Below are 18,240 nucleotides of genomic sequence, written 5' to 3'. Positions count from 1 at the left end.
GTTGTTTTTGAAACCGTCTCAGCGCCACTCGCGGCCGATATAGATGGCGAGCAGGATGATGAAGCCCTTGATCACGTCCTGAAGGTAGGGGTTGATTCCCATCAGGTTCAGGCCGTTGTTGAGGATGCCGAGAAGCACCGCGCCGATCAGCGTGCCGAGCACCAGGCCGCGTCCGCCGGCAATCGCAGTTCCGCCGAGGACCACCGCGGCGATCGCGTCGAGTTCGAAGCCGACGCCGGCATTGGGCTGGCCGGACATCAGCCGTCCCGTCAGCACCACCGCCGCAAGCGCCGCCGTCAGACCCGAGATCGCGTAGACGGCGAATTTCACATACTGGGTCTTCACGCCGGAGAGCCTCGCCGCCGTCTCATTGCCGCCGATGGCATAGACATGACGGCCGAAGGGCGTGCGCTGCAGCAGCACCCAGGCGAGCGCGTAGATAATGAACATCAGGATAACGGGAACCGGCACGTTGCCGATCCGCCCGATGCCGAACCAGGCAATCCAGGAGGGCAGGCCGCTGATCGGATAGCCGCCGGAATAGATCAGACCCAGGCCGCGGGCGATCCCCATCGTGGCAAGGGTGACGATGATCGCCGGCATGCGTCCCCAGGCCACCAGCACGCCGTTGAAGATCCCGAGGCCGATGCCGACGCCGATGCCGGCCAGAAGGCCCACCCATCCGGGCATGCCCATATTGACCATCAGGCCCGCCGCGATCGTTCCGGCAAACGCCATCACTGCGCCGACGGACAGATCGATGCCGCCGGTGAGGATGACGAAGGTCATGCCCACCGCGAGGATGCCGACGATCGAAACCTGCCTCAGCACGTTGAAGATATTGGAGACGCTGAAGAAGTTGTCGCTGGCGATCCCCATCAGGATCGAGACGACAATGAGCCCGGCGAGAGGCAGAAGCAACGGCGAATGAAGCAGCGCGCTCCAGTTTCTTTCGGTTGCCTTGTCATCTGCGTCGGCCGCATTGGCATTTGCATCATGCGACATGTTGAACCCTCCCGGTGGTTGCATGCTTCATTATTTCTTCCGAATTGATGTTCTCGCCCGCGACGGTCGCGACGATGCCGCCCTGGCGGAAGACGCAGACCCGGTCCGACATGCCGACGATTTCCGGAAGCTCAGACGAGATCATGATGATCGAGTAACCCTTGGCCGAGAATTCCCGCATCAGCTGGTAGATCTCGGCCTTTGCGCCGACATCGATGCCGCGCGTCGGCTCATCGAAGATCAGGACCTTCATGTCGTGGTTCAGCCAGCGGGCGATCACAACCTTCTGCTGGTTGCCGCCCGACAGCGTGTCGACCCGGGCGCGGGGACCCTGTGCCTTGACGCGGACCTGGTCCATTGCGGTTTGCGTCGACAGCATCTCCTTCTTCATGTCGATGAAGAAGCGGGCCGCCCGGTATTTGCGGTAGTTGTTGAGCGAGATGTTCTGGACGATCGAAAAGCTGGTGATCAGCCCTTCGGTCTTGCGGCTTTCCGGCAGCAGCCCGATGCCGCGCGCCAGACCGTCTGCCGGTGAGGAGAGGCGCGTTTCCACGCCGTCGATCAGCATCTTGCAGCGGCTTGCCGGGTGCGCGCCGAGCATGGCCAGCGCCGTTTCCGTGCGGCCGGAGCCGACGAGCCCGGCAAAACCCAGGATCTCGCCCTCGCGAAGCTCGAACTGCGACACCGGCCCGCCCATGCGCAACTGAAGCTCCTTGACCTCCAGCCGCATGGCGGCATCCGGTTTCGGCGCGGGCTTCTCCGGAAAGCTGTTTTCGATGCGCCGTCCGACCATCATTTCGACAAGCCGGTCGTGATCGACATCGGCGACGCGACAGGTGGCGACGAACTCGCCGTCGCGCAGCACGGTGATGCGGTCGCAGATCTCGAAAATCTCCTCGAGATGATGCGAGATGAAGACGACAGCGACGCCCCGGCCGCGCAATTCGCGCATCACCTTGAACAGATGCTCGACCTCCGATGGCGTCAGCGTTGCCGTCGGCTCGTCCAGCACCAGGATCCGCGCATTGAGCGACAGCGCCTTGGCGATTTCGACGAATTGCTGTTCGGCAACCGAAAGCCGGCCGACCGGAACATCGAGCGGAAGGTCGACATCGAGCTGGCGCAGGATCGCGCGGGCGCGCTTATGCATCGCCTTGCGGTCGAGCAGGCCGAAGCGGTTGCTGATCTCGCGCGCGAGAAACATGTTCTCGACGGCGGTGAGATAGGGGATAAGGCTGAATTCCTGGAACACGATGCCGATGCCGGCGTCGATCGCCTCGTCATAATCGGCGAAATGGCGCTCTTTTCCGTCAACGCGAATTACGCCCTCGCTCGGCCGGAAAATGCCGGAGACGATCTTCATGAGAGTCGACTTGCCGGCGCCGTTTTCGCCCAGAAGCGCATGGATTTCACCCGCCTCGACATGAAGGTCCACGCCGTGCAGGACCTCGATCTTTCCGAAGCTTTTCTTGATCCCGTTCAATTCCAGCATGATCTTTTCCCGAGCATGGAAGAGGAAGCCCGCCCCCGGTTCCAGAAGAACGCGGGGGCGGCCCGGAGGAGACGTTACCAGCTGAAGTCGGCTGCGTTGTCGCTGTCGACCACACGAACGTCGATCGGAACCTCGGCCGGCACAACACGGGCGCCCCATTTCTGGGCAAGCGCCATGGCAAGGCCGACGCGCACCTGGTCGCGCGGGAACTGCGCGGTGGTTTCGATGAACGGCGTGCCGTCGCTGATCGCCTTGACGGCTTCAGGCGCGCCATCGACCGAAGTCAGCTTGATGTCCTTGCCGGAGCCCTGGATGGCCGCCAGAGCGCCCATCGCGCCGCCGTCATTGACGGAGAAGATGCCGGCGAGGTTCGGGTGCGACTGGATCATGTTCTCGACCACGCCCAGCGCCACCGAACGGTCCTGGCGGCCGTTCTGGACGTCGACCAGCTCAATGCCGTCGAACTCATCAAGCGCGGCCTTGCAGCCTTCGACACGCTGAAGGATCGGGATCACCGGAATGCCGTCGAGGATCGCAACTTCGCCCGAGCCGCCGAGCGCCTCGCCGAGATATTTGCACGACTGGTAGCCGGCATCGCGGTTCTTGGAGCCGACGAAGGTGTCGACGGGGCCCGCGGCATTGGCGTCCACCGCCACCACGATCACGCCCTGCTGCTTGGCCATGTTGACGGCGGATTCGACGCCGGCGCTGTCGGTCGGGTTCAGCAGAAGAATGTCGATATTCTGCTGCAGCATGTCCTCGACATCGGAAATCTGCTTGGCGACGTCATGGCCGGCATCGGTAACGATCACCTCGGCGCCGAGGCTGGCGGCGGCTTCGTCCAGCGCTTCCTTCATCGAGACGAAATAGGGGTTGTTCATCTCCTGAAAGGTCATGCCGATCTTCAGGCCGTCATCCTGGGCCATGGCCGGCAACGCGGTCGTCGCGGCGAGCGCTGCAGCGGTCAGTGTCTTGGTCACGATATTCATATCAGGTCCTCCCGTTGGTGAGGGCAGGCAAAAGCCGCCCGTTTCCGGACAACACCATGTCGCCCGAATTGCTGAATTTCGATTTTTGCTCTGCGGTTAGTCGGCCATGGCCAGGGCCCCGTTGGCCGCAAACGTCGTCCTGAATTGCGAGGGCGACATGCCCTTGAACTTCAGGAAGTGGCGATTGAAGTTGGACAGGTTCGAAAACCCGACCTCGTAGCAGATCTCGGCGACCTTGATCTCCTCGGAATCGAGAAGAAGCCGGCAGGCGAGATCGATCCGCAACTGGTTCTTATAACGCACCAGCGTCGTGCCCGTATGCCGCTTGAAGGCGCGCGAAAAGGCGCTCGGGCTCTGTCCCACGAGATCGGCAAGTTCGCTCTCGTCCACCGGTTCCGTCAGGTGTTCGCGCAAATAGGCGATGGCGCGATTGACCCCGCGGGAATCGATATCGGAAAGGTCGAGCTCGTAGCTGAGGCTTGCGAGCACTTCCGGATCCTCGGACTCGGCCAGAATGTCGAGGATTTGCCAGAACAGCGACAGGCGCTGCATGCCGCGCGCCTCGATCAGCCGTTCAAGCAGCGGCCGCACGGCCCGGCTCGTCGCGTCGTCGAAGAGCAGGCCGCGATGGCTGCGCTCCAAAAGCGGGCGGATCGCCTGCATCTCCGGCATCGCCGCGCAGGCGTCCTCGATGAATTTTTCGGGAAACTGGATGATCAGCGAGCGTAACGGGACGGTTTCGTCGTGCTCGATATCGCTGATCCAGTTCTGCGGCAGGTTGGGGCCGGTCATGATCAACTGGCCGGGACCGAAATCGCCGATGAAGTCGCCGATGTAGAACTTGCCCGAGGTGTCCACGACAAGATGGATTTCGTATTCTGGGTGATAGTGCCAGCGGACGGTGCGGAACGGGTAGCCATGCTTCCATGCCGCGAAGGACTCACCCTTGCGAATGTGAACAAGCTCCAGATCCGGTTGCATCCTCTGATCCTCCCTCGCCGACTGGCGGCGTTTGCCGTGGCTCCCTCCACGGCATCAACGTTGGTAAAACACTACGCTGCGGCCACCGTTTGCCTCAACATCACCACGGAAAATTTACTGATACTTTTTTGACCGGGAATTCGTCGAAATTGAAAGGGTGGCGTTTGTAAGCACGCCTGAGGCTGCCGCAATGCAGAAGCCTCATATCGCAACGCAGCGTAAAACGGTCGGACTTTCGGCCTAAATTGAGGAAAATGCTGCGAAATACGTCTGACTGCCAATTGTCAATCAGGAAGGCGCGTGGTCGATAAGCACCATTTGGCGCTTATACTTTTCTTGCAGTTTTGAAGGGGCAAACAGGTTTTTCATCAGAACAGGGGCCGCTTGGCCCCCAAGCCGGTCCCGCCAAGACGCGGGACCGGCAGGTGGCGGATCAATCCGGCATCACGATCTGGAGTTTGACATCGGTTTCACGCGCTTCGACGGCGCGGTCGAAGGCGGCGATGCTGTCGGCAAAGGGCAGGGTATCGGAGATCAGAGGCTTCAGGTCGACCTTGCCCGAGGCGATCAGGGCGATCGCGCGGTCATAGACATTGGCATAGCGGAACACGGTCTCGACGCGGAGTTCTTTCGCCTGAAGGCCGACGATATCGACCGGAACGGGCTCGACCGGCATGCCGACCAGCACGACGGCGCCGCCGGGGCGGGCGAGCTTGTCGACGCCGAGGATCGCGGGGGCAGCGCCCGAGCACTCGAAGACGACATCCGCGCCCCAGCCATGGGTGGCCTCGGCAACCGCCTCGGCGGCGGGGCGATTTCTGATATTGACCGTCTCGATGCCATCGTAGGCGCCGATGATATCCAGCTTCGGCTGGGCCAGATCGGCGACAATCACCTTGGCGCAGCCGCCAGCCAGCGCCGCCAGCGCCACCATCATGCCGATCGGGCCGGCGCCGGTGACCACGGCGATATCGCCGGGCTGGATGCGGGCGCGCAGTGCGGCCTGCATGCCGATCGCGAACGGCTCGACCATCGCGCCCTCGGCGAAGCTCACCGTATCCGGCAGTTTGTAGGTGAAGGCGGCGGGGTGGATCACCTCCGGCGTCAGGCAGCCATGGATCGGCGGCGTTGCCCAGAACCTGACGGCGGGATCGACATTGTAGATGCCGAGCTTGGACGCGCGCGAGGTGAAATCGGGAATGCCCGGTTCCATGCAGACCCGGTCGCCGGCCTTCAGATGCGTGACCTCGGACCCGGTCTCGATCACGGTGCCGGAGGCCTCATGACCGAGGATCATCGGTTCATGCACCACGAAATGGCCGATCTTGCCATGGGTGTAATAGTGGACATCGGAGCCGCAAATGCCGACCGTGTGGGTCTTGATCCGTACATCCTGCGGGCCCAGCGCGGTGGCGACCTCGAAGTCGCGCAGCGAGAGTTTGCCCTTCTTCTCCAGAACCAGTGCCTGCATGTCATGCCTCCCGTGAGAAATTTGATAGGATCGCGGCCGTTTTGGCCCGTGATTGCTCTTTGGCTAGTCTTTTCGAAACGGCTGCGTAAACAAAAAAACGCGTTTCTGCGCTGACAATTTTCTGTGCGGTGAAAAAAGTATCAGGGTCGTTTGCTCGACGTATCAATTGAGGTCACGGCAGCCCATCCCGCATTACCGGCCAGGTCGCGCGGGCCCGGTTGAAGCGCGTTCCACCAGCCAGCAGGCGAGCTCCACGCGTCGCGCGGGCAGGCGGGTGACGCCGAGATCATCGAGCAGGAGGCTGAGGGCAGCGGAGCCGATGTGGCGCATCGGGATATGCATTGTCGTCAGCGGCGGATCGGAAAAGCCAGACAGTGGTAGATCGTCCATGCCAACTACGGAAAAATCCTCCGGCACGCGATAGCCCGCCTGCTGGATGGCGAGCATCGCGCCATAGGCCAGGCTGTCGCCGGCGGTCAGCACGGCCGTGAAATCGGCGCCGCGCTTTTCCAGCCGGTCGGCGATCGCGCGGCTTGCAAGTTCCGGCAGCCAGTCATCGACCGTCACCACGAGATCGTCGATATCCTCGATGCCGCGAGCGCGCAGCGCATCGCGCCAGCCTTCGAAGCGGCGCTCGATCGTCCGCCGGCCGGGATGCATCAGGAACAGGATACGGCGGTGGCCGAGATTGAGAAGGTGGTCGGCGGCGAGCCGCGCTGCGGAGCGGTTGCAGGGCGTCACGCTGGAGTGGCGCATCGCCGGATCGTCGCCATTGATCAGCACGATCGGCTTGGAAAATCCGCCCGAACGGGTCAGCACCTGCGCATCGTCCAGCGTCAGAAACAGGCAGCCGGCAACGGAGGCGTCCGCCTCGCCCTCGGCCAGAAGCTGCGCCTCATCCTCGGGGGTGGCGACCGCGCGGGTGACCAGTTCGATGCCGAGCGCCTCGGCCCGTTCGTTGAGGCCGTCGAGAACGTGGTAGGTGAACTGGTTGCGCTGGTGGTCGATCATCGCGACGCTGGAGGTCGCCAGGATAATACGGCGGCCGGCGGCCGATGTCGGGTTGACATAGCCAAGCGCCAGCGCGGTCTCGACGATCTTTGCCCGCAACTCGTCCTTCACCCCGCCGGTGCCCGCAAGCGCCCGCGATGCGGTCGATACCGACACCCCGCAATTGCGGGCGATTTCCTCCAGCCGGACCCGTCGGTTTGGCTTGCCGCGCTTGCCGTGAATCGTCAATGCCTCCTGTTTGCGCCAAAACTGCAAAAAATTTGCAAATTGCGCAACAGCTTTTTGTGTGGAACAGTTCGCCTTGAGGAATGAACGGGAGGAAACATGCCGATAACGGCCGATCAGATTTCCGACAGCTTGTCGGCGCTGGTGCGCGGGATGACGGGACTGCGTCACGACGGGCGCTTCAACGAGCCCAATCTCGACGGTACGCCCGGCGATTATGTCAGCTTCGACAGTTGGGAATGGCCGCAGGGCGTCGGACTCTACGGGATCGCGCGCCTGTGGCGGCACACCGGCGACGACGCGCATCTGAAAATCCTCGAAGACTGGTACGACCGCCGGATCGAGGCGGGTCTGCCGAAGATGAACGTCAACACCACCGCGCCGATGCTGGCGCTCAGCGAAATCTGGCGTCACAAGCGCCAGCCGCGCTACGAGGCGGTTCTTCGCGACTGGGCCGAGCGGGTGGTTTCCGACATGCCGCGAACGCCGGAAGGCGGCTTCCAGCACGATGTTTCCGACAAGATCAACGATAATGAATTGTGGGACGACACGCTGTTCATGGTCGCGCTATTCCTGGCTTCCTACGGTCAGGCATCGGGCGAGCGGCGCTTTGTCGATGAGGCGGAGCGCCAGTTTCTGGTTCATGCCCGCTATCTCGCCGATCCGAAAACCGGGCTCTGGTATCACGGCTGGACCTTTGCCGGCCGGCACAATTTCGCCGGTGCGCTCTGGGGCCGGGGCAATGCCTGGATCACGGTCGGTATTCTCGAACTGATCGAACTTTGCGATCTGTCGCCGTCGGTGGAGGCCTATCTTCTCGGCGTGCTTCAGACCCAGATCGAGGCGCTGCTGAAGTTCCAGACGGCGTCGGGCGCATGGACCACGCTGGTCGACGACCCGTCTTCCTATGAGGAAATCTCGGCGACGGCCGGCTTCGGCTTCGGGCTGATGAAGGCCGCGCGCATGGGCCTCGGGCCGAAAGGCTGCGAGGCGGCGGGGTTGCGGGCGCTCAATGCTGTCATGAAAAATATCAGCGATGACGGCGTGGTCTCCAACGTCTCCTATGGCACCCGCATGGGTCACGATCTGCAGTTCTATCGCGATATTCCGGTGCAGCCGACAGGCTATGGCCAGGCGCTTGCGATCCTGTGTCTTGCCGAAGGCCTGCATCACAGCAATGAAAGGATGAGCAAAGCATGCTGAAAACGCTTTATGGCGCTTCGCCTGCCGATATCGACAACATGGACACGGCGCGGCTGCGCGACGAATTCATGGTGGAAGGCCTGTTCACGCCCGGCGAAATCCGGTTTGCCTATACCCATGTCGACCGCATGATCGTCGGCGGCGCGGTGCCGACTTCCTCCGCGCTCTCCTTCGGCGATGGGGCCGAGGTTGGCACCGAGGCGTTTTTCGACGCCCGCGAGATGGGGATCGCCAATCTCGGCGGCCCGGGCACGATCACAGTTGATGGCGAACGCCATGAACTCGACAATCGCGACATCTTGTATGTCGGCCGGGGCGCCAAAACCGTAACGCTAGAAAGCGCCGATGCCGGCAAGCCGCCGGCGCGGTTCTACATGAATTCGGTGCCCGCCGGCGCGGATGTTCCGCATCGCCTGATCAAGCGGGCCGAGTCCAAGCCGTTGGTAATGGGTGACGAGGCGAAATCCAACAAGCGCGAGCTGCGCATGTATATCCACCCCGAGGTCGCGCCCTCCTGCCTGCTTTTGATGGGGATCACCGATCCCGCGCCGGGCAGTATCTGGAACACCATGCCGCCCCATCTCCACGAGCGGCGCATGGAGGCCTATTGCTACTTCGATCTCGGTGACGAAGACCGCGTCTTCCATTTTATGGGCCGTCCCGACAATACCCGCCATCTGGTCGTCGCCAATGGCGATATCGTGATCTCGCCGGCATGGTCGATCCATATGGGCGCGGGCACCGGGCCCTATGCCTTCGTCTGGGGCATGACCGGCGAAAATCAGGCCTATACCGATGTCGATCCGGTTGCGATCAGGGAGATCAGATGAATTCGGCGTTGAACCAGATGGAGACGGACAGGGCGCTCCGGCGTCCGCTTGCAGCGGGCGCGCCGATCGTTTACTGGCGGCTTTCGGCGACGGAAGAGGCGCGCTACGACGTGCCCGATCAGCCGATGAAGGGGGAAATGGATCCCTTCTTTTTCCTGACCAAGCACAAGAATTTCATCCCGCACGAATATCCGTGCCGGACGCAGTTTGCCGCAGAGCGGCGCGGCAAGCGGCCCGTGATCGGCGAGACAAGGCCGGACCTTACGCGCACCTGGCTGCCCTTCGGCTCGCCGCGCGTCGACCTGTCGGGCTTCTGGTTCCGCGCCACCGAGCTTAAAACCTTCGCGGAAACGACAATCCGCGCCGCATCTGCCGGCGAGGCCCGGCTGGCGCTGCGCACCTGCGGCGGCGCGGTGCTGTTCGTCAATGGCCGCGAGGTCGGCTTCATGGCGCCCTACGGCCGCAATCTCGAGACCATCGAAGAGTTCGCCGTCACGCTTGAAGCGGGCGACAATGTTATCGGCATCGTCTTTGACGATCTGGCCGAGCGCGATGCGCGTTACTATTTCCAGCTCGATTATCTGTCCGGTCCGGCGGTCGAACACGCCCTGCCGATCCCGGTCGAGGCTCCCGTCGCCGATGCGATGGAAGCCATGCTCGCCTCCATGCATTTCGAAAAGCCGGCCTATGGCGCGGGCGAGGTGGCGCTCGTCGCCGATACCGGCCTGCCGGTCGATGTGGCGGCGAAGGTGGTAATCGAGGGCGACTTCATGTCGATCGAGAAGCCGTTGAGCTTCGAGCGGACGCTTGATGCCGGATCGGTCCGGCTCGCGGTCGCCGATACTGCGGACCTGCCCGCCGATTTCCGCCATTTCAAGGTGACGCTGGCGCGCGGCGATTACGCTGTCTCGCGCGTCTTCGGTGTCGAACTCTGCCATGTGGCGCGTCAGGGCAAGGCTCCGGAAAACCTCCCCGAGCGCATCACCGAAGCGCTCGGCGAAGTCGCGAACCACGCCGAGGCCGATACGGTGCGCGCGCTGGCCCGCCTAGCCACCGGCATGAGCGGCGATGAGACCGACGCCATGATCGAAAGCGCGCTGCCGGCGATCGAGGATTGCCACGACTGCGCCGATTTCATTCTGGTTCCGCTGCTCTGGTGCCGCGCCGCCTATGGCGATGATATCGGGGCCAAGGTCCGCGACCGCGTCGATGCGGCCATCCTCAACTATCGCTACTGGATGGATGAGCCCGGCAATGACGTGCAGTGGTATTTCTCGGAAAACCACGCGCTCTTGTTTCATACGGCCGCCTATCTCGCCGGCGATATGTTGCCCGGGGCGCGTTTCGCGCGCTCGCAGCGAACGGGCAATGAGCAATCCGTCATCGGCGCCGCACGGGTGCGGGCCTGGCTCGATCACTTCGAAAAATGGGAGATGGCGGAGTTCAATTCCGCGCCCTATTTCCCGATCGACCTGAAGGGGCTGTGCGCGCTCTATGCGCTGGCGCCGGACCGTGACATAGCGGAGCGCGCGGGCAAGGCCATCATCCGGCTTGTCGAGATCCTCGCCCGCTCGGCCCACCATGGCGTCATGACGGGCGCGCAGGGCCGTTCCTATGAACATACGCTCCGGGCCTCACGGACGCTTGAGCTTTCCGGCATTGCGCGGATGATCTGGGGGCGCGGCAATTACGGCATGCGCTTCCACGCCCTGCCGCAACTGGCGCTTTGCCTGCGCGATCACGGTTTGCGGATACCGGAAGAGCTTGCGGTCATCGCCTCGGTTTCCGGCAGCGAAGGGCATGAATGGACCTTCGCCCAGGGACAGGACAGGTTCGCGCGGCTTTATCACTACAAGACGGCGTCGTACGCGCTTGGTACCGCCGCGGCCTATCGCTGGAACCAGTGGGGCTATCAGGAAACGGTGCTGCATCTGCGCCTTGGCGACAATCCGGATGCGACCATCTGGATCAACCACCCGGGCGAGGTGCTGCATTCGGGCTATGGGCGGCCATCCTATTGGGGCGGCTCGGGCACGCTGCCGCGCGTTCACCAGTATCGTGGCCTGGCGATTGCGCGTTTCGAATGTGCCGAGGAACAGCCGGACTTCACTCATTGCTGGTTCCCGCAATCCGTCTTCGACGAGACCCGCATCGGCCGCGATACGGCGCTGGCGGTGAGCGGTGGCGGCTGCGTGTTGCTGAAGGTCGATGCCGGGCTGGCGCTTGTCGCGACCGGACCGACGGCGGGCAATGAATTGCGCGCGCCGGGCCGCAAGGCGACATGGATCGTGCGCATGGCCGAGTGCGACAAGGCAAACGAGATCGAGAAGGATTTTGCAACCCTCAGTCTTGTGGACGAGGCCAATGGCGATATTCTGGTCGACGATCCTGAATATGGCAGGGTCCGCTTCGGGGCCGATGGCTCTGTCGAGGCGGAGGGCCGCAGGCTCGACCCGTCGGAATGGACGATCGCGGGCGCGGCGCGGACGTTCCGGGATTAAGGTTTTGCCGGAGGGCAGGGAGAGCCCTCTGGAGACGCCTGCCGTGGGGTGGGTAACAAATGCCGATGATCGGCAAGGGCGAAGGCCCGGTTAAGAGGAGGAAAATGATATGAAAAATGCTGTCAGCATTCTGTCCATCGTCGCGGCGGGGTTCATGGCCTCGACATCGGCGTTTGCGGGCGATGTGCGCATCATGTGGTATTCGGACGGCGTCGAGGGCGAGGTCATGCAGGACCTTATCGACCGCTTTCAGAAGGACAATCCGGATATCAACGTCACGCTCGACAACGTCGCCTACAAGGTGATCCAGGAACAGCTTCCGATCCAGCTCGAAGCCGGCCAGGGCCCCGATATCGCTCGCGTCACCGACCTCAAAGCTTTGGCCAATCACTGGCTTGACCTTCGCCCCTATCTTTCCGATCCCGGTTACTGGGAGGAAAATTTCGGCGCCCAGGCCGACTGGATGCGTCCCGACGGCTCCGATGCCATTACCGGCTTCATGACCCAGCTCACGCTCACCGGCGGCTTCGCCAACAAGACGCTGTTCGAGCAGGCGGGCGTCGATCTGCCGGGCGACAAGGCCACCTGGGATGACTGGGTCAATGCTTCGGCCGAAGTCGCCAAGAGCCAGCAGACGGCGGCGGCCTTCGCCATCGACCGTTCCGGCCACCGCATTTCCGGTCCGAACGTTTCCTATGGCGCAAATTATATCGGCCCCGATGGCATGCCGGCGCCGGTCGATGACGGCACCAAGACCTTTGCGACCAAGCTCGTCGACTGGACCAATGACGGTCTGATGCTGAAGGATACCTGGGTATCGGCCGCCGGCTCCACCTATCGTGCGGCCGCCGATGATTTCATCAACGCCCAGATCCCGTTCTATTATTCGGGAAGCTGGCAGGTCGCGAACCTCTCGACCAAGATCGGCGACGGCTTCGACTGGGTGGCGATCGGTTCGCCCTGCGGCACGGTCGGTTGCTCGGGCCTCAAGGGCGGCGCGGCACTCGTCGGCATCAAATACACCCAGAACCCGGAAGACGTCGCCAAGGTCATGGAATATCTGGCGAGCCCCGAGATCGTGAAGGAGTTCTCCGAGCGCACCCTGTTCCTGCCGGCGCACAAGGGCGTGGTTGCCGAAGGCGGCCTGAACTGGGATACCGACGACAAGAATGTCGGCCCGGCGCTCGATGCCTTCGTCAAGTCCTCGGCGGAAACGCTGCCCGCCGCCGATGCGCTGCCGGCATGGAAGTGGGCATCGGCCTATTACGGCGCGCTCGTCACCCGCATCAGCCAGGTCATGGCCGGTGAACTGACCCTCGACGAAGCCTGGACGCGCATCGACCAGGATATCGCCGACAAGGTTCAGCAGTAGGCAAGCGCGGAAAAGTGGCGAACCTGTCCGACATAAAGCGCATGACCGGCTCCGTTATCACGGCGCCGGTCATGTGGCTGGCCGCGCTTTTGAACCCGCCGCTCAAGGTCTGGCAACGGGCCACGGGCACCGGCGGCATGGCGGCGTTTTTCCTGGCGCCGAACATGGCGATCTTCGGCGTGTTCGTGCTGATCCCGCTGGTCATGAACTTCTTCTATTCGATGACCTCCGGCTCGGCCTATTTCCTGGCCGACCGGACCTTTGTCGGCCTTGAACAATATGGCCGGCTTCTCGATTGCGGAAACTACCTCGACCCGGGCACCTGCCGCGAGGACCTGTTCTGGAAGGCGGCGCAGAACACCGCGATCTTCGTGTTCTTCCAGGTCTCGCTGATGACGTTGACGGCGATGATCACCGCGCTGATCCTCAACCGCAAGATCGCGGGCAGGGGCTTCTGGCGGGCGGTGTTCTTTTTCCCCGTGCTGCTGTCGCCCGTTGTCGTCGGCCTGATCTGGCGCTGGATCCTGCAGCGTCAGGGCCTGCTCAACTATGTTCTCTACACATTCGGCGCCGATACCCATGACTGGCTGACCGAGCGCCTGCCGGCCTTCACGGCTGCGGTCTCCGTGTCGGTCTGGGCGCATATGGGCTTCTTCACGCTGATCCTGCTTGCGGGACTTCAGGCGATCCCGCGCGATCTCTACGAGGCCGCCGAGATGGACGGCACCAAGCCGGCGCGGGTGTTCTGGCGCATCACGCTGCCGCTCTTGATGCCCAACCTTCTGGTGGTGATCGTGCTGTCGCTGATCCGCGCCGTGCAGATCTTCGACGAGGTCTATGTGCTGACTGGCGGCGGACCGGGCACCTCCACCATGTATCTGACCCAGTATATCTACGAGGTCGGTTTCGCCTCGCTGCTGCGCAATCCGGGCCTTGCGGCCGCCGCATCGATCATGATGGGGCTGGTGCTGGTGGTGCTCACGCTGGTGCAGCTCGGCCTTGGGCGGCGCAACGAACAGAAGGGAGCACGCGAATGAGTGCCGTTTCGAAGTTCCTGTTCCGCCGGCGCGGCGGCGATGGCTGGCACTGGACCGATATCGTTACCTGGGTCTGGCTCATCGGCGGACTGATCATCATGTTCGGCCCGGCGCTGTGGCTGGTGTTTTCATCCTTCAAGTCGCCGGCGCAGCTTGCCGAGTTCCCGCCCACCATCCTGCCCTATGTCAGCCAGCAGGTGGAGGTCGAAGGCTACGACAAGCCGCTTAACCTCTACCACGTGACGCTGGAGGACGGCTCGACGCCGGTGATGGCGGAAGTGCGCCGCATCGGCATCGTCGCGCAAATGGTCGATCCCGCCAATCCCGGCGAGATCGTCAAGGTCAATATCGCCGACCGCACGCCGGTGCGCGAGATCGGCTTTGCCACGGAGAATTACGTCACGCCGCTGGAGAGCAATGACTTCCTGCTCTATCTGCGCAATTCCGTGTTCGTGACGCTGATGGCCACGCTGATCACCCTGATCACCAACTCGATGGCGGCCTTTGCGCTTTCGAAATACAAGTTCCGGGGGCGTGATGCGGTGCTAATGCTGATTGTCGGCACGCTGATGGTGCCGCTGTCGGTGCTGCTGGTGCCGCTCTACTCGGTGGTCAGCGCCGTCGGCCTCTACAACTCGCTCTGGGGCGTTATCCTGCCGACGGTAGCGACGCCCACGGGCGTGTTCCTGCTGCGCCAGTATATGCTGACCATCCCCGACGAGCTGCTGGATGCCGCGCGCATGGACAATGCGTCGGAATGGCAGATCTACTGGCGCATCGTGCTGCCGCTGGCCGCGCCCGCGCTGGCGGTGCTTGCGATCTTCTCGGTGGTCTGGCGCTGGAACGACTTCCTCTGGCCGCTGGTCGTGCTGTCCTCGAAGGAGGTCTACACGCTGCAGGTCGGGCTCAACACCTATGCCGGCGAGCTGAATGTCCAGTGGCATTACATCCTGGCGATGACGGTGGTGACCATGATCCCGGTCGTGCTGGTCTTCGTCTTCCTGCAACGCTTCATCACTTCCGGCATTGCCGGTTCCGGACTGAAATAGGGTGCCATCATGGGACAGATAACGCTGAACAAGGTTGATCGGGCTTATGGCAAACTCAAGGTCCTGCACGATATCAGTCTCGATATTCCGGATGGCGAGTTCACGGTTCTGGTGGGCCCGTCGGGCTGCGGCAAGTCGACGCTGCTCAGGCTGATCGCCGGCCTCGACAAGCCCACCTCCGGCGAGATCATCATCGACGGCAAGGACGTTACAAAGGCATCGGCCGCCGATCGCGGGCTTGCCATGGTGTTCCAGTCCTACGCGCTCTATCCGCATATGACGGTGCGCCAGAACCTCGCCTTCGGACTGGAAAACATCCATATGCCGAAGCCGGAAATCGAGAGCCGCATCCAGGAAGCGGCGCGCATGCTGGAAATCGGGCCCTATCTCGACCGCCGTCCGGGTCAGCTTTCGGGCGGGCAGAAGCAGCGCGTGGCGATCGGCCGGGCGGTGGTGCGTAATCCGACGGCCTTCCTGCTCGACGAACCGCTCTCCAATCTCGACGCCGAACTGCGCATCACCATGCGCGCCGAGCTTTCGGGCCTGCACGAGCGGCTGACGACCACCATGGTCTACGTCACCCATGATCAGGTCGAGGCGATGACGCTGGCCGACCGGATCGTGGTGATGCGCGCCGGCAGGATCGAACAGATCGGCAAGCCGCTGGACCTGTTCCACAGACCGGCGAACCTGTTCGTTGCCGGCTTCATCGGCGCGCCGCGCATGAACCTCGTCCCGGTCACCGTCACGTCGGTCGAAGCCGATGCCGTTCATGTCGAGGGACCGGGCGGGCTCGTCGCCCGGATTGCCTGCGAAGATAGCGGGCTGAAGCCCGGCGAAAGCGCGACGCTTGGGGTCCGCCCGCATGATTTCTCGGAGGGCGGCGAGGATGCGATCGAGGCGGAGGTTACGCTGATCGAGGCGCTTGGCCCGGAAACCGTCGTGCATGCGAACACCGATGGCGGGCAGAAGCTGGTGGCCGTTTTCGGCGGCGGCGCGGTCGATCCCGAGGCGACCCATGTTTCGCTGCGCTTCGATCCCGAGCGGGTGCATCTGTTCAACAGCGACGAGCAGCGGGTGAACTAGAGCGTGTTCAGGAAAAGTGGATATCGGTTTTCCGTTCGGACGCGCGCAAAAACAAACAGATAGAGCATTTCGCAGTCAGGCGAGGCCGATATGACGGTCGAGAAAGGCAAACACCGCCGCGCGCATGGCCGGCGTTTCCACATGGCCGGCCTCCGGCTCGTGCACGAGAACAAGACGGTTCGCGGCCCCCGCCTCTTCATAGGCGCGGCGCGTCTGGGCGAAGGCAGTCTCGAAGGCTGGGGGTGGTGTCAGCGGATCGAGATCGCCCACGCCGATGAGCTGCGCTCGGGGCGCGATCAGCCCGGCGATCTCGCCATTGCCGGCGAGGCCGAGAAGGCCGGGCACGGTGAGATAAATGCCGTGGAGGTCGATATTACCGGCGTCGATCAGGCCGGCGTAATCGGCGTAGGCGCACAGATGCGCGCTGGCCGCGATGCGCGGCTCGGCGGCCGCCAGCCAGTAGCTGAAGGTCGCGCCCATGGAGATGCCGAAAACGGCGATCCGGTCGGCGATGATATCGGGGCGGGATGCCAGCCAGTCGAAGGCTGCGGCCTGCTCGCCGAGCATCTGCCCGGCAAGGCTTTTGCCGTTCCACAGCGCCGCCTTGGCGCGGGCGCTTTCGCCGGGGCTGGAGCGCGCGCCGAAGGCCGGCAGCTCGACCATCAGCACCGCATAACCCCGGCGCGCGAATTCCGGGCCGAGCGGCGAGAGCAGCGCCCTGCGGCCGGACAGCAGTTCGTCCGCGCCGATATCATAGGCATTGCCATGGGCGTGGATGTAGAGAATGGCGGGAACCGGCGTCTCGCCCGGCGGGCGCAGAAGAAAGCCGCGCACGCTTTCGCCGTCCCTGGTGGCGAAGGTCAGCCGTTCCAGCACCAACCCCTCATGCTGGATGCCGATGCATTCGTTGAGCGTCAGCGGATGCGCGCCGATCTCGAACTTTTCACACAAATCCTGTCGTAATGTCATCAATCACCCGGAGAGCCGACCATGAGCATCGAAGCCTATCTTAAACACCAGTTCAGCCTTGAAGGCCAGCGCGCGCTGGTCACCGGCGGGGCGAGCGGCATCGGTCAGGCGATTGCCCTCGCGTTGGCCGAGGCCGGGGCGGATGTGGCGATCACCGTGCACTCCAACCCGGGCGATGAGACCGCCCGGCTTGTGGGCGAGACCGGCCGCGCCTTCGCGCGCGTGTCCGCCGATCTCGGCGCGGTTGACGCCGCCGGCGCGGAAAAGCTGCTCGCGGCCGCTTCGGATGGCCTTGGCGGCGATATCTCGATCCTGGTCAACAATGCCGGCACGATCCGGCGCGGCGATGCAGTCGAGCATCCCGAAAGCGACTGGCGGGCGGTGCTTTCGGCCAATCTCGACGCCGTCTGGTTCCTGTCTCAGGCCGCGGCAAGGCGGATGCAGGCGGCGGGCTCCGGGCGTATTATCATGACCGCGTCGCTGCTGTCGTTTCAGGGCGGCATCCGCGTGCCGGGCTACACGGCTTCGAAGCACGCCGTCGCCGGCCTGACAAAGGCGCTTGCCAACGAACTCGCGCCCCACGGGGTCACGGTCAACGCGATCGCGCCCGGCTATATCGCCACGGCCAACACCAAGGCGTTGCGCGAAGACCAAGACCGTTCGCGGCAAATCCTCGAGCGCATTCCCGCCGGGCGCTGGGGAAAGCCGGAGGATATCGCCGGCGCGGCCCTGTTCCTCGCCTCCCCCGCCGCCGCCTATGTCAACGGCCATATCCTGGCGGTCGACGGCGGCTGGCTGGCGCGCTGACGCCAAACCACCCACCGGCGTCATCGCCTGATGCGCTGTGGGCTCTCAGCGGCAGCGGCAGGTATGGGTGCGTTCACTTTTAGTCGCGCCATACTTAGTAAAAAATGTGTCAATTAGGTAACATTAACATAATTTCGCGCCCAAAGGTGCGTGAAGTCTTGCAAACATTTTATTAGCCCGTAAGCCGAAATTAACGATCTTTTTCTTGGAGG

15 protein-coding genes are annotated in these 18,240 nt (G+C 63.2%); 8 read left to right on the top strand and 7 right to left on the bottom strand.

The genetic code is table 11. From position 1 onward, the window contains the following. Window positions 1–18: 18 nt before the first annotated feature. From K7H91_RS04955 to K7H91_RS04930, 6 genes are all read right to left on the bottom strand, one after another. Complete coding sequence (locus tag K7H91_RS04955) at window positions 19–1,005, bottom strand: ABC transporter permease (RefSeq protein ID WP_230719101.1); 987 nt, start codon at window positions 1,003–1,005, stop codon at window positions 19–21. Next, window positions 995–2,497, bottom strand: coding sequence for a sugar ABC transporter ATP-binding protein (locus tag K7H91_RS04950; RefSeq protein ID WP_230719100.1), 1,503 nt, complete (start codon window positions 2,495–2,497; stop codon window positions 995–997). Before K7H91_RS04950 ends, K7H91_RS04955 begins: the two co-directional genes overlap by 11 nt. 74 nt (window positions 2,498–2,571) lie before the next feature. Next, window positions 2,572–3,486 (bottom strand): ABC transporter substrate-binding protein, encoded by a 915-nt coding sequence (locus tag K7H91_RS04945; RefSeq protein WP_230719099.1) that lies wholly within the window; start codon window positions 3,484–3,486, stop codon window positions 2,572–2,574. Between the two features lie 96 nt (window positions 3,487–3,582). Continuing rightward, window positions 3,583–4,467 (bottom strand): AraC family transcriptional regulator, encoded by an 885-nt coding sequence (locus K7H91_RS04940; RefSeq protein ID WP_018062891.1) that lies wholly within the window; start codon window positions 4,465–4,467, stop codon window positions 3,583–3,585. Window positions 4,468–4,900: 433 nt separating this feature from the next. Further along, on the bottom strand, window positions 4,901–5,938 hold the full coding sequence (locus tag K7H91_RS04935) for an NAD(P)-dependent alcohol dehydrogenase (RefSeq protein WP_230719098.1): 1,038 nt from the start codon (window positions 5,936–5,938) through the stop codon (window positions 4,901–4,903). A gap of 192 nt (window positions 5,939–6,130) precedes the next feature. After that, window positions 6,131–7,177 carry a LacI family DNA-binding transcriptional regulator gene (locus tag K7H91_RS04930; protein ID WP_230719097.1) on the bottom strand — a complete coding sequence of 349 codons (1,047 nt, stop codon included), beginning with the start codon at window positions 7,175–7,177 and terminating at the stop codon, window positions 6,131–6,133. Between the two features lie 96 nt (window positions 7,178–7,273). On the opposite strand from K7H91_RS04930, the gene K7H91_RS04925 reads away from it, so the two are divergent. The 7 genes from K7H91_RS04925 to K7H91_RS04895 all read left to right on the top strand — a co-directional run bounded on the left by K7H91_RS04925 (window position 7,274) and on the right by K7H91_RS04895 (window position 16,252). Continuing rightward, the gene (locus K7H91_RS04925) at window positions 7,274–8,377 is read left to right on the top strand and encodes a glycoside hydrolase family 88/105 protein (RefSeq protein WP_230719096.1); all 1,104 of its coding nucleotides are present in this window, start codon (window positions 7,274–7,276) and stop codon (window positions 8,375–8,377) included. Beyond that, a complete protein-coding gene (gene kduI / locus K7H91_RS04920; protein ID WP_230719095.1) occupies window positions 8,371–9,207 on the top strand; it encodes a 5-dehydro-4-deoxy-D-glucuronate isomerase in 837 nt (278 codons plus the stop codon). The genes K7H91_RS04925 and kduI overlap by 7 nt, the downstream gene beginning before the upstream one ends. Further along, complete coding sequence (locus K7H91_RS04915; protein WP_419197445.1) at window positions 9,204–11,708, top strand: hypothetical protein; 2,505 nt, start codon at window positions 9,204–9,206, stop codon at window positions 11,706–11,708. Before kduI ends, K7H91_RS04915 begins: the two co-directional genes overlap by 4 nt. 109 nt (window positions 11,709–11,817) lie before the next feature. Continuing rightward, the gene (locus K7H91_RS04910; RefSeq protein ID WP_230719094.1) at window positions 11,818–13,080 is read left to right on the top strand and encodes an ABC transporter substrate-binding protein; all 1,263 of its coding nucleotides are present in this window, start codon (window positions 11,818–11,820) and stop codon (window positions 13,078–13,080) included. A 71-nt stretch (window positions 13,081–13,151) separates the two neighbouring features. Continuing rightward, the gene (locus tag K7H91_RS04905; RefSeq protein ID WP_419197446.1) at window positions 13,152–14,117 is read left to right on the top strand and encodes a carbohydrate ABC transporter permease; all 966 of its coding nucleotides are present in this window, start codon (window positions 13,152–13,154) and stop codon (window positions 14,115–14,117) included. Next, window positions 14,114–15,166 carry a carbohydrate ABC transporter permease gene (locus K7H91_RS04900; RefSeq protein WP_230719092.1) on the top strand — a complete coding sequence of 351 codons (1,053 nt, stop codon included), beginning with the start codon at window positions 14,114–14,116 and terminating at the stop codon, window positions 15,164–15,166. The genes K7H91_RS04905 and K7H91_RS04900 overlap by 4 nt, the downstream gene beginning before the upstream one ends. Window positions 15,167–15,175: 9 nt before the next feature. Further along, on the top strand, window positions 15,176–16,252 hold the full coding sequence (locus tag K7H91_RS04895) for an ABC transporter ATP-binding protein (protein WP_230719091.1): 1,077 nt from the start codon (window positions 15,176–15,178) through the stop codon (window positions 16,250–16,252). Window positions 16,253–16,327: 75 nt separating this feature from the next. On the opposite strand, the gene K7H91_RS04890 is transcribed toward K7H91_RS04895, so the two are convergent. Further along, complete coding sequence (locus K7H91_RS04890; RefSeq protein WP_230719090.1) at window positions 16,328–17,221, bottom strand: alpha/beta hydrolase family protein; 894 nt, start codon at window positions 17,219–17,221, stop codon at window positions 16,328–16,330. 21 nt (window positions 17,222–17,242) lie between these two features. Between K7H91_RS04890 and K7H91_RS04885 the strand changes: the two genes are divergently transcribed. Beyond that, window positions 17,243–18,028: an SDR family oxidoreductase gene (locus K7H91_RS04885; protein WP_230719089.1), complete on the top strand. Its 786-nt coding sequence runs from the start codon at window positions 17,243–17,245 to the stop codon at window positions 18,026–18,028. Window positions 18,029–18,240: the final 212 nt, after the last annotated feature.

This window comes from Martelella mediterranea, assembly GCF_021021415.1.
In the GTDB taxonomy this organism is placed as follows: domain Bacteria; phylum Pseudomonadota; class Alphaproteobacteria; order Rhizobiales; family Rhizobiaceae; genus Martelella; species Martelella mediterranea_C.
This window is presented reverse-complemented; position numbering and strand designations above follow the sequence as displayed.

Coding starts and splice junctions, on each gene's coding strand:
- K7H91_RS04955 (WP_230719101.1), bottom strand. CDS start 1,005: ATGTCGCATGATGCAAATGCCAATGCGGCCGACGCAGATGACAAGGCA.
- K7H91_RS04950 (WP_230719100.1), bottom strand. CDS start 2,497: ATGCTGGAATTGAACGGGATCAAGAAAAGCTTCGGAAAGATCGAGGTC.
- K7H91_RS04945 (WP_230719099.1), bottom strand. CDS start 3,486: ATGAATATCGTGACCAAGACACTGACCGCTGCAGCGCTCGCCGCGACG.
- K7H91_RS04940 (WP_018062891.1), bottom strand. CDS start 4,467: ATGCAACCGGATCTGGAGCTTGTTCACATTCGCAAGGGTGAGTCCTTC.
- K7H91_RS04935 (WP_230719098.1), bottom strand. CDS start 5,938: ATGCAGGCACTGGTTCTGGAGAAGAAGGGCAAACTCTCGCTGCGCGAC.
- K7H91_RS04925 (WP_230719096.1), top strand. CDS start 7,274: ATGCCGATAACGGCCGATCAGATTTCCGACAGCTTGTCGGCGCTGGTG.
- kduI (WP_230719095.1), top strand. CDS start 8,371: ATGCTGAAAACGCTTTATGGCGCTTCGCCTGCCGATATCGACAACATG.
- K7H91_RS04915 (WP_419197445.1), top strand. CDS start 9,204: ATGAATTCGGCGTTGAACCAGATGGAGACGGACAGGGCGCTCCGGCGT.
- K7H91_RS04910 (WP_230719094.1), top strand. CDS start 11,818: ATGAAAAATGCTGTCAGCATTCTGTCCATCGTCGCGGCGGGGTTCATG.
- K7H91_RS04905 (WP_419197446.1), top strand. CDS start 13,152: ATGTGGCTGGCCGCGCTTTTGAACCCGCCGCTCAAGGTCTGGCAACGG.
- K7H91_RS04900 (WP_230719092.1), top strand. CDS start 14,114: ATGAGTGCCGTTTCGAAGTTCCTGTTCCGCCGGCGCGGCGGCGATGGC.
- K7H91_RS04895 (WP_230719091.1), top strand. CDS start 15,176: ATGGGACAGATAACGCTGAACAAGGTTGATCGGGCTTATGGCAAACTC.
- K7H91_RS04890 (WP_230719090.1), bottom strand. CDS start 17,221: ATGACATTACGACAGGATTTGTGTGAAAAGTTCGAGATCGGCGCGCAT.
- K7H91_RS04885 (WP_230719089.1), top strand. CDS start 17,243: ATGAGCATCGAAGCCTATCTTAAACACCAGTTCAGCCTTGAAGGCCAG.